This window comes from Paenibacillus sp. Marseille-Q9583, assembly GCF_976954365.1.
Map to the genome: position 1 here is coordinate 1 of NZ_CDRJTB010000103.1, position 14,586 is coordinate 14,586.

The following is a 14,586-nucleotide window of genomic DNA, read 5'->3' on the forward strand; positions in this document are numbered from 1 at the left end:
CGGAAAATTGAACTGAAAGATGTGAAAAAGACATTCGGGCGTGTAAATGCTATCAATGGATTGAGCCTTTCCATTCAGGCGGGAGATGTTTACGCCTTATTGGGACATAATGGAGCTGGGAAGACAACGACTCTTCGTTTCTTATTAGGACTTTTAGAGCCTGATGAGGGAGAAGTAGCAGTATTTGGTTGTAATCCTAAACTAGAGGGTGACACTGTTCGTAAAATGTGTGGTGTTTTATCAGAAGACGTTGGGTTATATGAGCCTTTGAGTGTGTATGATAACTTAAGTTATTTTGCTCAAATATATGGTATGAGACGTAGTGATTACGACAAACGAATAGACGAGCTGTTGAGTGATTTTGAAATACTAGATAAGAAGCATTTGCCTGTTAAGGGCTTTTCTACAGGGATGAAGAAGAAGGTCGCTTTAACTAGAGCCTTACTTCACAAACCCAAAATCCTTCTATTAGATGAGCCCACGAATGGACTAGATCCAGTAAGCATCGATCATTTAAGAGTAATGCTGCATGATCTAGCACAGAAGTATGGGGCCACCATTATTTTGACCACACACAATTTAGAAGAAGTAAAAAAGATCTGTAATAAGATCACAATAATGCGACATGGGAAAAACGTTTATACTAACACAATGGCAGCATTGAAAGAGCAAGCCAGTAGTAAACTCCGTATTAGCTGCAACCAAGATTTGTCCGCTGATTTGGAACGTCTTCATAAGGCATTGTCTAGTCTTGCAATAAATATTGAATACAAGGTTCAAAAAAACACGATTCTCGTTGATCTAACAGAAAATATTGCGATTTCGAATTTAATTAAAGTGTTAGCCTCATTAGAGATAGATGTGAAGAATATTGAAACTAAGGAATTTGACCTCGAAAAGCTGTATATGCAGGTAGAAAATGGTGAGAAACCAAATGAATGAAATAGAAATCGTCTTTAGGATGCAGATAAAAGAGTATTTCAAGGATAAAGGCGCCCTGATCTTTCATTTATGTGCTGTAATTCTCATAGGGATCGTTGCTCCTTTATTTCGAATGAACGATACTGTTTTGTTGAGCGGATCAATCTTATTTCCACTTATTCTGTTAAAGCAATGGACAGCCAACAGCTTTGCGGGCGAGAAAGAAATGAAAACGATAGAAACATTATTATCCTCACCAATTAAGAGCAAAAGCCTATTCTATGGAAAATGTAAGTATTGCTTCGTTAGCAGTGGAGTTTATTATTTATCCATATTCATTCTAATGCTATTAGTGAAGAGTTTCACAAAAGAACATTTTCAAATAAATTCTTGGGAATGGGTAGGTATGTTGATTCTATTTATTCAAATTTTATTAACCGTCACTTTAATAGGAGTAGATAGATCCATTACTTCTGATGATATCCAGATGGCGAATAGTAAGCTAACCGTAGTTTTTTATCCGATTTACATTTATATTGTTATTCTTATTAATTTATTTACTCAGCACTTGATGGTGGCTACTTATTTACTATCAGCAGTATTTTTAGTCGTTTTGATGGGGGTTAACTCTTATTTTATCTTTATAAAAGTTAAGAAAATGGATCGTTCGTATTTTTGGGGAGTCATATAAAAAGGTAGGTGTTTCTGATGAAATCACAAATATCTAGTGTACTTCATCATGAATGGAAATATTTCGTAGCTTTAAAGCGATTTCGGTTTAGCATGCTTTTCTTAATCGTTGCACCAGCCATCTTTACGATGCTAGCCTATATTTATTTTGGAAAATTGAACTTTTATTATCCAATCATCATTATGGCTCTAGGTGTGCCTCGTATAACAGTAAATATGATCTCATATTCGATTGGAGGAGAAAAAGTATATAAGACCTTTGAATCTTTATTGTCAACGCCAATACGAACAGAGTCAATGTTCATTGGGAAGAGTATGATTGCAATCCTGATTTCACTAGTAATGCTGGTAGTATCGTCATTGTTTACTTGGCTGAGCGCAAACTTCATCCAATATGTTTTCATGCATGAAACCAGCCTCATTTGGTTCTCAACAGCACAAAGTATATTAGTCTTTGATAATCTTCTGATTTGCATATTCATGATCTTTATAACTGGAATATTATCCATGGTAATGCAAAAGCCTAGACAAGGATTACATATTGCTTCAGCACTAAGCTTCTTGACGATGGTACCCTCTTTACTGGTTACATTTTGTGTACAGCATCCATTAGAATGGTCAGCAGGGATTATGATTATTTTGCTGGGAATAAATCTATTCTTCATTTGTTATATATTGCAGCGAATAAAGAGACCACAAATAATGGCGAAATTATAAAAGAGAACTAACAATCATCGTCGTATGATGAGAATCGTACGGCGATATTTTTGTGTATGCTCAGAAACTTACGTATAACTAGTAATTCCCTTAACAGAAACTTTTCATGGATTTTATCGTCTATGATAAAGTTAGACATTTATTTTCAAATTCCGAAATAGTCAGGGAGGAAAAAGAAGTGAGCACTTCATCAATACCTCAACGTTCCACCGTACGCAAAAAAAAGCCAACAAAAAAACGTAAGAAACGGAGCTTTTTCCGAACACTATCCAAAGTGTTTTTATTCTGCTTAATTTTGTTGATTGCTGGAGGCGGTTGGTTTTACTTTGCACCTTCGGCTAAAAATCTCCGCTATTCAATCGCTGATACACTGATTACAACACAGCACCGCTACATGGCTAAATATATTATTGGTGAGGACGGATTAAAGAACAGAGTGACTGAATATAGCGCCCAATTTGAAGAGATGGGGGTCGAAAAGGATACACATACCATCACTCCTGAACCAGAAGTAAAAGAGAAACCACTGGTCGAGATAGAAAATGTATCAGGTACTGGATATTCCGGATATGTCATGATCGTTAATGATCCTACTAAAGTCCGTTTGGGAATTCCGGATAAGGTAGGATCAGGTGAGAAAGTAACTAGTATGGTGAAGCGCACAGGTGCTATCGCTGGAGTTAACGGTGGTGGATTCGCTGACCCCAACTGGAAAGGTAACGGATTTAAACCTATCGGTATTGTGATCTCACAAGGACAGTTATATTACAACGGTCTCGGTGGCAAGAAATCCACGCAAATCGTAGGTCTTGATAAACAAGGGAAGATGGTTGCTGGAAATTATACTTTAGACGAGATTAGTAAAATGGGTGTTCAGGAGGCAGTAACCTTTAGCCCTCGTTTAATCGTCAATGGAAAAGGATTGATTAAGAACGCGGCTGAAGGTTGGGGAATTGCACCAAGAACAGCGATGGGCCAGCGAGCTGACGGAGCGATTATATTTGTTATTATTGATGGAAGACAACCTACTTATAGTATTGGGGCAAATCTATACGATGTGCAGCAAATCCTTCTTAAGCATGGAGCAGTGATTGCTGCCAATTTGGATGGGGGTTCTTCTACCGTACTGGTAAAAGACAACGAGATTATGAACAAGCCATCCTCTCAATATGGGGAACGATATTTACCTACGGCTTTTCTTGTGTTTGAGCACCCTGAGCAAGTCGATATGCCGAATATTTGGAAGGGACTTGACCCCTCCAAAATTGATGCTGCTAAGAAGCGTACACGCTAAAGCACTCTTAATACGTAAATAAGATAGGATTATCTTGGATTGCCATATGAAAATATGCTACGATATCACCTAGCATGAAACAGAATACAGAACTAACAGGTCTGGAACAGGGGGAATAGGAGTGACGTTGCAACAACTCCGCTACGCTATCGAAATTGCAAATAGTGGCTCCATGAATGAGGCGGCAAAGAAGCTCTTTGTTTCTCAACCGAGCCTGTCCAATGCCATTAAAGAGTTAGAAAGTGAACTGGGGATTACGATTTTTGAGCGGACCAACCGTGGAATCAGTATTTCCGTTGAGGGAATGGAATTTCTGGGTTATGCCCGCCAAATTATTGAACAGACGGAGCTTATGGAGAATCGTTATACGGGGAAAAAGCGTAGTCCGATCTATTTTTCCATCTCTACGCAGCACTACGCCTTTGTGGTTGACGCCTTTGTAAATCTCATGAAGCACAATGACGTCTCAGAATACAACTTTAGTTTGAGAGAGACGCAAACCTACGAGATTATCGAAGACGTACGTACCTTGCGCAGTGATTTAGGAATTCTTTATATTAACGAGAGTAACTATAAGCATATGAATAAACTGTTTAGTGATGGCAATCTGAAATTCACACCACTTTTTAATACCGATCCGCATCTTTATGTTCGAACCGGACATCCGCTGGCTCGTAAGGAAGTTATTACTCAGGATGATATTGTGCCATTCCCTTATATCACTTTTGAACAGGGGGAGAACAATTCACTGCATTTCTCAGAGGAAATGTTAAGCTTTTCACAAATTGAGAAGAATATTAAGGTGAATGACCGAGCGACACTGACCAATTTATTAATGGGTACGGATTGCTATACGGTAGGCACAGGAATTCTGGCGTCTGATCTAAATGGTGATGGACTGAAGACGATTCCTTTTGAGAGCAATGAAGTATTTACGGTTGGCTGGATAGCGCATAAAGATCGCAGACCGAGTGTAATGGCATCTAAGTATATCGAGATTTTGAATGACCTGGTTTCAGGAAGTTATTTTGATCTAAATCATTTTTTACTATAGCAGTAGGAGGATCGGTATGATTAGACCCGTAATTGGCACCCAGAGAAATGCTCCACCCTTTCGCTACGATATCGTTGGCAGCTTCTTACGAACGGATGAGATAAAAGCAGCCCGCCTCCAATATGACAATGGTGAAATCACGGGCAGTCAGCTTCATGAAATTGAGAATATTGAAATCGCCAAACTACTGGAACTGCAAAAAGAAGTGGGTTTATTGGCGGTCACAGACGGGGAATTTCGCCGTTCCTGGTGGCATCTCGATTTCTTTGTAGGGATTAAAGGGACTGAGAAGATTAACTTAAATCAAGGAAGAGCAGAAGCGGCTCAGCGCGCGGAATCTTTTCGAATCGTGGACCGGATTGCCTTTGAAGATCATCCGATGATCGAGCAATTTATTGCACTGAAGCAAATGACTGGAGACCGAATTCCGAAAATGACGATCCCTTCACCTGCTTTATTTCACTTTGTGGAGGATTTTAACGGGAATGAAGTTTACCCGGATCAAGAAACCCTATTCCAAGATATTATTGCTGTTTACCGAACTGCAATCCAAGCGTTCTATGATGCAGGCTGCCGTTACCTCCAGTTAGACGATACAACTTGGGGAACGCTGTGTAGTGGTAGACATCGGGCGCATTTACGAAGCAGAGGTACAGACCCAGATCAGTTGGCTAAGGATTACGTTAGGCTGATTAACGAGAGCATTGCCAATCGTCCAGATGATATGACGATCGCGCTTCACGTATGCCGAGGTAATTTCCGTTCCACATGGTTCGCAGCTGGTGGTTATGAGCCTGTGGCCGAAGAGCTTTTTTCGAATACTAAAGTGGATGCATTTTTCTTGGAGTATGATAATGAGCGGGCGGGCGATTTTGAACCCTTACGATTTATTAAAGATCAATTTGTGGTATTGGGACTAGTAACTACGAAACATGGTGGTCTTGAGAGCAAAGAGCAGCTCAAAGCGCGTATTGAAGAAGCGGCGCAATATGTAGATATTGAGAAGCTTTGCTTAAGTCCTCAATGTGGGTTTGCTTCAACCGAGGAAGGTAATATCCTAACCGAAGAAGAACAGTGGGATAAAATACGTCTCGTAATTGAAACAGCCCAAGAGGTTTGGGTATAATTAAAATAAGTTTTTAGAAGGCTCCTGTTTGATTTAGGGGCCTTTTTTATGCGTGTATTATGACAGCTTAGAGGATTAACCTACCAGCGCACTTTACTAGAGCTATTAATCAAGGGTATAATAAGTAACAATTGTTTTTAATTCATGTTGAAAGAGAGCGGGAACAATATGGGTCGTAAGTGGAATAATATTAAGGAAAAGAAAGCCTCCAAAGACGCCAACACAAGTCGCGTCTATGCAAAGTTTGGTGTTGAGATTTATGTAGCAGCCAAGAAAGGTGAACCCGATCCAGAAGCAAACCGGGCCTTGAAGGTTGTATTAGAACGTGCAAAAACTTACAATGTACCAAAAGCCATTATTGACCGCGCGATGGATAAAGCCAAAGGCAGCGGCGATGAGAATTATGAAGAGCTTCGTTACGAAGGATTTGGACCTAACGGTTCGATGATCATCGTCGATGCGCTTACGAATAACGTTAACCGTACAGCGCCTTTGATCCGTTCTACATTCAGTAAGAATGGCGGGAATATGGGTGTCAGTGGATCTGTAGCCTACATGTTTGATTCTACGGCTGTTATTGGTGTAGAAGGTAAAACTGCCGATGAAGTGATTGAGATGATGTTCGATGCAGAACTTGATGTACGTGATGTTCTAGAAGAGGATGAAGCGGTTATCGTGTACGCTGAACCTGATCAGTTCCATGCTGTACAAGAAGTATTTAAGAATGCAGGAGTCACTGAATTTACTGTTGCTGAGCTTAACATGCTGCCACAGAACTATGTAACACTTCCTGAAGATGCACAAGCTCAATTCGAGAAATTGATTGATGCCTTAGAAGATTTAGAAGATGTTCAACAAGTGTATCATAACGTAGATTCTGAGGACTAAGAATAACATATAACAAGGCGATGGAGTTCGCCACAACCGTCTCTTCAGACTAATGACTCCTACCAGAGTGAGCTTCACTGGTAGGAGTCTGTTTTGTTGCCAGAGACTAATTTATACTGACTTTGGGAGTTGCTGTTATGAATCAATGGTCTGCACGATGGCATGAATTCGTGAAGAAAAGAAGTCATTTTGCACTTTGGAGTACATTTATCAAATGGATTGTACTCGGAAGTGTGGTTGGACTCTTATCGGGAACTGCCTCGGCTTTCTTTCTGAAAAGCTTAGACTATGTAACAGATGTACGTTTAGAGCATCCATGGCTACTTTATTTGCTGCCTCTTGGGGGAGTATTTGTTAGTTTCTTATATATGCGTTACGGAAAAAACAGCGCTAAAGGAAATAACCTTATTATAGAACAAATTCAGGATGGTACAGAGACCATTCCATTACGTATGGCACCCTTAGTATTGTTAGGAACACTGGTCACTCACTTGTTTGGTGGATCTGCCGGACGGGAGGGAACAGCTGTACAAATGGGAGGAAGCCTCGCGGAGTGGTTTGGGAAATTAATCAAAATCAGCCCGTTAGATCGCAAAATACTGTTAATGTGCGGGATTAGCGGAGGCTTTGGTTCTATTTTCGGAACACCGCTGGCTGGAACCTTATTTGGTCTAGAGGTAGTAACCATTGGACTTATTAGCCAACAGGCATTACTTCCATGTTTTGTGGCTAGCTTTGTTGGTGATCTGGTCACCACTCGATTGTGGGGCGTTCATCATACTCACTATGTAGTGAATGAATTTCCAGCCTTAAGTTTAATGATTATTCTAAAAGTGGTATTGGCCTCTGTAATTTTTGGTCTCGTGAGTATGCTTTTTAGTGAACTGACTCATTTTCTAAAAAGAACCTTCACCGCAATGATAAGCAATCCAATGATAAAAGGTGTAGTAGGTGGGTTGATTATCATAGCGTTAGTATTCCTTGTAGGGTCCCGTGATTACTTAGGCCTCGGAATTCCATTAATCAAGGATTCTTTTGAGGGAGATGTCTCTCCTTTCGCTTTTTTATGGAAGCTGATCTTTACCGCCTTTACTTTAGGAACAGGATTTCAGGGTGGTGAGGTTACTCCGCTATTTGCGATTGGAGCCACATTAGGCAATGCTTTGGCTGGCATTTTACATGTATATGGACCGTTTCTGGCTGCTCTCGGATTCATTGCTGTCTTCTGTGGAGCTACCAGTACGCCTATCGCTTGCTTTTTAATGGGGATTGAGCTATTTGGTTCAGAGGGTGCTGTATACATGTTCATCGCTTGTATGGTGAGTTATTTATTCTCCGGACATAGTAGTATTTATACTTCACAGCTTATTGGTGTATCGAAGAGCCAGTTCATTTCAATTCCTCAAGGGACTAGAATAAGTAATGTTAAAAAAAGAAAATAAATTTGTTGGATTTTTGAAAATAAAAGCACCTGACAGAGGGCGGTTAGTTCGTAATACGAGCTGACCTCCTCTTTTTTTGTTTCAAAAAACAAACCCTCCAATATACCACCAGCCTTTACTTCATTTGATATAGTGTAAACCTAATATCTGAAATGAGGTGGGGATATGGTTTTATCCGTAAAGGATCTCTCTGTACGATACGGAGATAAAGTGGCTGTCCAGGATTTAAGCTTTCATTTAGGTGAAGGAGAAGTAATCGGTTTATTAGGTGCAAATGGTGCTGGGAAGTCTTCGAGTATTGCTGCAATTCTAGGCATCGAAAAAAGTGAATTCCAAGAGCTTGTATTACTTGGGAAATCACCGATCACTGAACGAAAGGAAGTGTTTCAAAAAGTTGGTGTGCAATTTCAAGATACGAATTTTCAAGATCGCCTAACCCTAGAAGAAGCTTGTATTCAATGGCGTGCTTTGTACAAAAAACCACAAGCTATCGATCCCTTACTCCAAACCTTTGGATTACATGAAAAGAAAAATCAGTTAGTGAAGTCGCTTTCTGGTGGTGAAAAGCAGCGGTTAGCCGTTTTGTTGGCCCTCTTGCCCAATCCTCAGCTCGTCTTTTTAGATGAATTAACAACGGGTCTTGATACTAAAGCGCGTAAAATGCTATGGAAACAGCTTTTAACTATGAAAGAAAAAGGACTATCGATTGTACTCACCTCTCATTACATGGACGAAGTAGAAGCTCTCTGCGATCATTTAATCATTTTAAGAGATGGGAAAACAGTCGCGTTTGGTTCTGTTCAAGAAATTATAAAGCTTAGTGGACATGCAACGTTAGAGGATGCTTATTTATATTTTTCAGGTGAGGAGGAATGGGAATGAAATTATTTTGGACACTACTAAAAATAGAGGGTAAGCTTGTTTGGAAAGGCATGGATATACTTATATTCGGGATCATACTCCCGATCATTTTGGCGACTCTTTTCGGATATGTCATGAGTAAAGAAGTGCCAGCCAACGGAGCATCCATGTTTGAATTCTCGTACCCTGCTGTCATTTGTATAGGGGTACTTGCAACAGGCGTGATGGGTGTACCCCTTACCATTGCTGACTATCGCCACCGGGGGATTTTAAAAAGATTCCAAGTAACACCCGTGTCCCCTTTACACATATTATTTGCACAAGTCGTTATTCAGTTATCTTCAGCACTTGTTTCATTTATTGGCGTAACTGCTGTATATACTTTATTATTTGATTATGAAATGGGCGGTTCATGGGGAGTCTTTCTCCTCACTTATGCATTTGTAGTGTGTACGATGTACAGTATTGGGATTCTTATCGGCAGTGTCGTTCCTGATCAAAGGTCTGCAAATTTATGGAGTTCAGTTGCCTACTTTACAATGCTTCTATTTTCGGGTGCGACGATTCCGTATGAGATTATGCCGCGATTTTTCCAATGGTTAATGGATATTTTACCACTTTCACATGGCATCCATTTACTAAAACAAGTTTCGATTGGAGAGCCTATTCAGCACTTATTCATTAGCATTATAATTCTTGGTTTATGTATATTGGTTGGTTTAGGTGGCGCTATCAAATTTTTTAAATGGAAGTGAAGGAGGGGGACGGATGTATAGCACCAAAGAAATCGCGAGTCTTGTTAACGTACATCCGAATACCGTTCGCATTTATGAAGAGTGGAAGTATATTTCTCCAGTTTCTCGTGCAGAAAATGGATATCGAGTTTTTTCAGAGCTCCATTTATTTCAACTCCAAGTAGCAAGAACAGCTTTTCATTGTGAAATTATTCAAGGTCATAGTCGAGCAAAAGCACGTGCAATTGCAGAAGCCAGTGGTAAGAGCGACTTCAAGCTGGCTTTTAAACTTGCTCATGTCTATTTGGCTCATCTTAAACAAGAATATCAATTAGCTTTAGAAGCGATTCAATTGGTTGAACAATGGCTCAGTGGCAATGAGTCATTGTCTAATCAGACTTATACTCGGATTGAAGTCACTCAGTTATTGAATTTATCGCCTGAGATCCTACGTAACTGGGAAAGAAATGGTTTATTAACGGTTCCTAGACTCCCGAATGGTTATCGCATATATACTGAACGAGAATTAAATAGAATGAAGATTATTCGTACATTGCGAGCAGCACACTATTCATTGAATGCTATTCTTCGACTAATAAATACAGCAGAACAGTCGAAGGTACTAAGCATCAAAGAAATACTAGATACGCCTGGAGAGTTCGAAGATATTGTTACAGTAACAGATCGTTTAATCTATTCGTTAGAAGAAGCGATACAAAAAGCAAAAGAAGTTATTCAACTGTTAGAGACCAAAAACAAGTATGATGTCCCGTTCTAAGTTGACAAGTAACGGGATGCGTTTTAAACTGTTACCAAACGAAGGGATGGTTTACTATGATTCATGTAGAAACTGTAAAGTTATATACCAGAGGCTGCTCCGAACAAACGGATACAAACGATGAAACGTTGTCCGGAGCTTAATCAAAAGCGTAATGCTTTTATATCATCGAATGATAACGAATCCGATTTAGCGTGAAATATCATGCTTATTTGGTTATGCTATCTTTCGATGTTAATGATTAAGAGGCTGTAGACAATTTTCGTCTACAGCCTTTTGTGTTATATTGCTCAGTTTCTACACTGACATTTATATGTTTGTGCCGTTCATTCGTGTACTGACAAGCAGAAGGCTTGCACCTAAGGGTGCAGTGTCTTCTGCTTTTTTTGCGTTCTTCACTAATTTCAGAAAAGAGGAATAGGAAATGAGTTTACTTGAGGTTTCAAATTTATCACATTCTTTTGGCGATAAGGTTCTATACAAGAATGTTTCTATGGAATTGTACAAGGGTGATCATGTAGGTGTGGTTGGCCAGAATGGGACGGGAAAAAGTACGTTTATTAGCATTTTGACAGGCGAAGTGATCCCGGATGATGGAATGATAAAGTGGCAGCCCAATATTACAATCGGTCATCTCGATCAATATGCTGTCATGGATGGAAACTGTACGGTTCATAATTATTTAAGACAGGCTTTCTCAGAATTATATGAACTAGAACGAAAAATAAATGAGCTCTATGAAGAGTGCGCTGTTACTGGCAACGAAACATTATTACAAAAGGCAGCAGACTACCAGGAACGATTAGAAGCGCTAGACTATTATTCAATGGAGAGCAACATCAGTAAGATGGTTACCGGTCTAGGGATCAACGCGATTGGAATCGACCGTCCCATCGAGCAGTTAAGCGGGGGGCAGCGGACGAAAGTCATTCTGGCCAAGCTTTTACTTGAACAACCTGATGTGTTATTACTCGATGAACCAACCAATTATTTGGATAAGGAACATGTTAACTGGCTCGCTGAGTATTTGATTGCATTCAATCAAGCGTTCATTGTAGTGTCTCACAACTATGCCTTTCTCGATAAAATATCCACTAGTATTTGCGATATTGAGGGCGAAACGATTAAAAAATACCACGGGAAATACTCAGATTTTGTGAAGCAGAAGGAACATTTACGAGAGAGTCATATCCGGCAATATATTGCACAGCAGAAAAAAATCGAAACCACTGAGCAATTCATTCGAAAAAACGGTGCAGGTGTTAATTCCAAAATTGCCCGTGGTCGCCAGAAACAGCTGGATAGAATGGATCGAATCGCTGCTCCGACATTTGTATCCAAAGCGTCTATTCGCTTTAAGGAGCTTCCGTGCATGTCACAAGTAGCGCTTAAAGTGGATCACTTAGTCGTAGGTTACGATAAGCCTTTGTTGCCTAAATTGAAGTTCTCCATTCGCGGTGGACAAAAGCTCGTGATTACGGGGTTCAACGGAATCGGGAAATCAACTTTACTAAAGACGTTGGTTGGAGAGATCCAAGGGATTACCGGTAGGTTCCAGTTCGCAGAACAAGTTAAAGTGGGGTATTTCGAGCAAGATTTAACTTGGGAAGACGATACAATGACACCTATTCAGGTGATTTCAGCTTATGATCCCAAACTGACTGTAAAGGAAATACGTCGCTATCTAGCGCAGTGTGTTGTTAAAGATAACCTTGTAACACAGTCAATACGTACACTCAGCGGCGGAGAGCAATCTAAAGTTAAGCTGTGCCTATTACTGCTGTCAGAATATAACTTTCTAATTATGGATGAGCCGACCAATCACTTAGATGCTGAAACGAAAGATGCTTTACAGAAAGCTCTAATCCAATTTGGTGGAACTGTGATTCTTGTTTCTCATGAAGAACAATTTTATAAGGGATGGGTTGATCGTGTGCTTAACATAGGTGATGAAACCAGAAATAAAGGAGTTAAATAAGCTAATGCAAACTATTAATGACAATTGGAAAAGAAACATAACCCTAATTCTAACGGCTCAAACCATATCTTTATTTGGACCGTTATAGTCGTAAAAAATGATAATGCTAGCGGATGACGTGATTGATATCGCTACACTTATCCTCGCTGTGATGTTTTTGGTGAGTTATAAAAATATTTGGTTGCTACGCAGCCATTCCTACAAAGAGAGGCTTAGTAAAAAACTCAATGGAAATGTACTGCGAATGCCTCACGATAGAGTAAGAGATTTTCTTCTCAAGAACGGGTACATGTTAATTGGAATTGATGGCCGTTGGAAAGCTAGACATAACAAATCCCTGATTAACTTGGATGAACTCGGAAATATAAGAATATATAATGCAACTGTCTGAGGTTTATAACTACTATCAACTTGCCAATAAATAGAGGAATTCGACAAGTAAGGTTCGCCAATAGTAGGTTCAATGGCTCTCTTGCAGTTGCCTATAAGAAAAGCAAAGGAGAATTAGTCATCAACAAGCTTGAGAAACCTGTACATTAGTGTGTACAAGGCGCTTGGGGCTTACCCTACGACTATTCACGAAACATCATGAATGAGTACTTAGATAAAACCGTCGATTTGATCCACATCGATGCCGGTATTGAAGGAGTGTTTATTCCAGTGGATAAGACGGAGGAAGAACGGACTCCAGAAGAAGTCTTAGACAATTTGGAAAGTGGGTATTTAGGTCAAGTCGTTGTAGATCTTAAGAAAGCAGGAGAAGTCACTTTACTAGCTAATAACTCGGTATACCCTATCGATGCGAAGTATGCTCTTCCACCTTCTCATAATTGTGGGCTTAAGGCGTATCAACCGCAGCAAATGAATGCAAATGAAATGGCAGCTTTCAGATCTCAACTGTTCTTAACGAGTTGTATGAATCTAATAGTATTGTCGTTCATATTGATAATTTTAACGCTCGTTACGGCAGTTGCCGTCCAATCTATGAAGATGAGGTTTACCTGGTAAGGTAATAAAAACTTGGAAGCATTGAAAATACAAAGAATCACTTATGATAGCATATCATCGGGGATTCTTTGTATCCTGTATTATAACGCATGCAAGATTCAATAAAAATAGCAAGTTTTAGCTACATTTGTACACTCAACATTTTATAAAAAAGGAGTGATCGAAAATTAAATTATCGAACATCTAATAATTATGAATCAAAATCATTGCTCTGGTTTATGGATAAAAATCCCATAGATTACGCTTAATAGGTATTATTACCCATTTATGATCGAATATCTCATTTTTTTCGGTTTATATGCTATATTAGTACTGCAGTTAAATAATTCCACATCTGAAGGTAAAGATGTGGAAAATTATTGCAGGTTTATCTATTTTAAGTACGTCGTTATTATTCTCTTCTATTGTCAGTGCTGACACTCATAGTCCACGAGGTGGCAATGACAATGGTCGTATTCAAGCTTGGTATGATTCATCTATATCATCATATGGTTACACAAGTCATTTTGATCACGCTGTATCTACTTGGAATGGAAGAAATGCAAACGTCTCTATTTCCAAGACACTAAATAATTCTGGTCAGGTAGACAGGTATTATGTTGGAACTACAACGGAAATAGGTTTATATGGACGGAATCTTTGGTATAATGATCTAGGTATAAATGTAGATCCAGATTGGTTTTCTTATAGCCGCTCTGTTGTTTCGGTATATCATAATCAATTACAAAATCACAATAATGGTGTTAATTTTACGTCAACAAGAATTAGACATACTACTGCTCATGAACTGGGGCATTCACTTGGGTTAGCACACACAACTGCAAGTGCTCAACTTAGTACATCGCTAATGACTGAAGGGAATAATCCATCTCTCAATAGAGACATCAATACTCCTTCAAGCTACGACCTCAGTGAGTTAAGATCACTCTATGGAGGACCTGCGTTAATGGCTTCCTTAAACACAGATACTTCTAATCAAAATGAGATTAACGTTGAAACGCAATATGAAAGCTATGGCACATTATCGGAATTATCAAATTATTCAGACCTCGTAGTTATTGCATCACCAACAGATGATTTTGAAAATAGAAAACA

The 14,586-nt window shown here is 39.4% G+C and carries 14 protein-coding genes, 1 pseudogene and 1 riboswitch; all 15 genes and pseudogenes read left to right on the forward strand.

Annotated features, from left to right (window positions below; genetic code table 11):
* Positions 1-942 (forward strand): ABC transporter ATP-binding protein (locus tag ACWNM1_RS28610; protein WP_449603637.1); only part of this gene is annotated, 942 nt, incomplete at its 5' end.
* Positions 935-1,612 (forward strand): hypothetical protein, encoded by a 678-nt coding sequence (locus ACWNM1_RS28615; protein WP_449603638.1) that lies wholly within the window; start codon positions 935-937, stop codon positions 1,610-1,612. The genes ACWNM1_RS28610 and ACWNM1_RS28615, both read left to right, overlap by 8 nt.
* Positions 1,613-1,629: 17 nt before the next feature.
* Complete coding sequence (locus ACWNM1_RS28620) at positions 1,630-2,328, forward strand: hypothetical protein (RefSeq protein ID WP_449603639.1); 699 nt, start codon at positions 1,630-1,632, stop codon at positions 2,326-2,328.
* Between the two features lie 178 nt (positions 2,329-2,506).
* Positions 2,507-3,622 (forward strand): phosphodiester glycosidase family protein, encoded by a 1,116-nt coding sequence (locus ACWNM1_RS28625; protein ID WP_449603640.1) that lies wholly within the window; start codon positions 2,507-2,509, stop codon positions 3,620-3,622.
* Positions 3,623-3,743: 121 nt separating this feature from the next.
* Positions 3,744-4,676: a LysR family transcriptional regulator gene (locus ACWNM1_RS28630; protein WP_076204126.1), complete on the forward strand. Its 933-nt coding sequence runs from the start codon at positions 3,744-3,746 to the stop codon at positions 4,674-4,676.
* Between the two features lie 16 nt (positions 4,677-4,692).
* Positions 4,693-5,802: a 5-methyltetrahydropteroyltriglutamate--homocysteine S-methyltransferase gene (locus tag ACWNM1_RS28635; protein WP_449603641.1), complete on the forward strand. Its 1,110-nt coding sequence runs from the start codon at positions 4,693-4,695 to the stop codon at positions 5,800-5,802.
* A 168-nt stretch (positions 5,803-5,970) separates the two neighbouring features.
* Positions 5,971-6,690, forward strand: coding sequence for a YebC/PmpR family DNA-binding transcriptional regulator (locus ACWNM1_RS28640; protein ID WP_076285805.1), 720 nt, complete (start codon positions 5,971-5,973; stop codon positions 6,688-6,690).
* A gap of 7 nt (positions 6,691-6,697) precedes the next feature.
* Positions 6,698-6,759, forward strand: a riboswitch (Fluoride riboswitch).
* A gap of 68 nt (positions 6,760-6,827) precedes the next feature.
* Complete coding sequence (locus tag ACWNM1_RS28645; RefSeq protein ID WP_449603642.1) at positions 6,828-8,132, forward strand: voltage-gated chloride channel family protein; 1,305 nt, start codon at positions 6,828-6,830, stop codon at positions 8,130-8,132.
* A gap of 165 nt (positions 8,133-8,297) precedes the next feature.
* Positions 8,298-9,014: an ABC transporter ATP-binding protein gene (locus ACWNM1_RS28650; protein ID WP_449603643.1), complete on the forward strand. Its 717-nt coding sequence runs from the start codon at positions 8,298-8,300 to the stop codon at positions 9,012-9,014.
* Complete coding sequence (locus ACWNM1_RS28655) at positions 9,011-9,748, forward strand: ABC transporter permease (protein ID WP_449603644.1); 738 nt, start codon at positions 9,011-9,013, stop codon at positions 9,746-9,748. Before ACWNM1_RS28650 ends, ACWNM1_RS28655 begins: the two co-directional genes overlap by 4 nt.
* Positions 9,749-9,761: 13 nt before the next feature.
* Positions 9,762-10,505, forward strand: coding sequence for a MerR family transcriptional regulator (locus tag ACWNM1_RS28660; RefSeq protein ID WP_449603645.1), 744 nt, complete (start codon positions 9,762-9,764; stop codon positions 10,503-10,505).
* Positions 10,506-10,929: 424 nt separating this feature from the next.
* Positions 10,930-12,483, forward strand: coding sequence for an ABC-F family ATP-binding cassette domain-containing protein (locus tag ACWNM1_RS28665; protein ID WP_449603646.1), 1,554 nt, complete (start codon positions 10,930-10,932; stop codon positions 12,481-12,483).
* Positions 12,484-12,551: 68 nt separating this feature from the next.
* A pseudogene (locus tag ACWNM1_RS28670) lies at positions 12,552-12,670 on the forward strand (MFS transporter); the annotation flags it as partial.
* 401 nt (positions 12,671-13,071) lie between these two features.
* The gene (locus ACWNM1_RS28675) at positions 13,072-13,491 is read left to right on the forward strand and encodes a hypothetical protein (RefSeq protein ID WP_449603647.1); all 420 of its coding nucleotides are present in this window, start codon (positions 13,072-13,074) and stop codon (positions 13,489-13,491) included.
* A 346-nt stretch (positions 13,492-13,837) separates the two neighbouring features.
* The coding region (locus ACWNM1_RS28680) for a matrixin family metalloprotease (protein WP_449603648.1) at positions 13,838-14,586 on the forward strand (749 nt) is incomplete at its 3' end.